The sequence below is a fragment of the Telluria sp. AZSoR62 genome (assembly GCF_058111565.1).
Map to the genome: position 1 here is coordinate 1 of NZ_JBYTST010000098.1, position 413 is coordinate 413.

Below are 413 nucleotides of genomic sequence, written 5' to 3' on the forward strand. Positions count from 1 at the left end.
CTACCGGGATCGGTAGGGGCGTCTTTTCTTGTTTCCGGGTCAGTCTCACGCCGGCCGATACCTTACGCGGTTCTGCACCTGGTAGGCGACGATGCCACCCCAGACGATCCAAAGCGGCCAGGGGGCCGACAGGATCGCCAGGACTGCACCTGTGCTGATTGTTCCCAGGATGTCGTAGTTGCGTTTGAGCATCTCGGTCTCCTTGCTGTGTTGTCTTCTATGATGGACCCTTGAGGTGGGACCGGGGTGTCTCCTACACCCCGGTCCCGTCTCAGGTCAGCGTTTCCGCTTATCGCAGGAAGATCAGATTCTCTCGTTGGCTAGAACTGCCCCAGTCGCGTTGTTGACCTGAACCCACCCGATCTCAGGGAACTGTTCGCCAATGAAATTCTTGACCCCGATGACAGTCCTCT

At 57.9% G+C, this 413-nt stretch carries 1 protein-coding gene; it reads right to left on the reverse strand.

Annotated elements, in window-relative coordinates; all coding sequences use genetic code 11:
* Positions 1-45: 45 nt before the first annotated feature.
* On the reverse strand, positions 46-192 hold the full coding sequence (locus AC3XQU_RS23040) for a hypothetical protein (RefSeq protein ID WP_489876484.1): 147 nt from the start codon (positions 190-192) through the stop codon (positions 46-48).
* Positions 193-413: the final 221 nt, after the last annotated feature.

Bases quoted from the DNA above. Each gene is read 5' to 3' on its own strand.
- AC3XQU_RS23040 (WP_489876484.1), bottom strand. From the start codon at position 192: ATGCTCAAACGCAACTACGACATCCTGGGAACAATCAGCACAGGTGCA.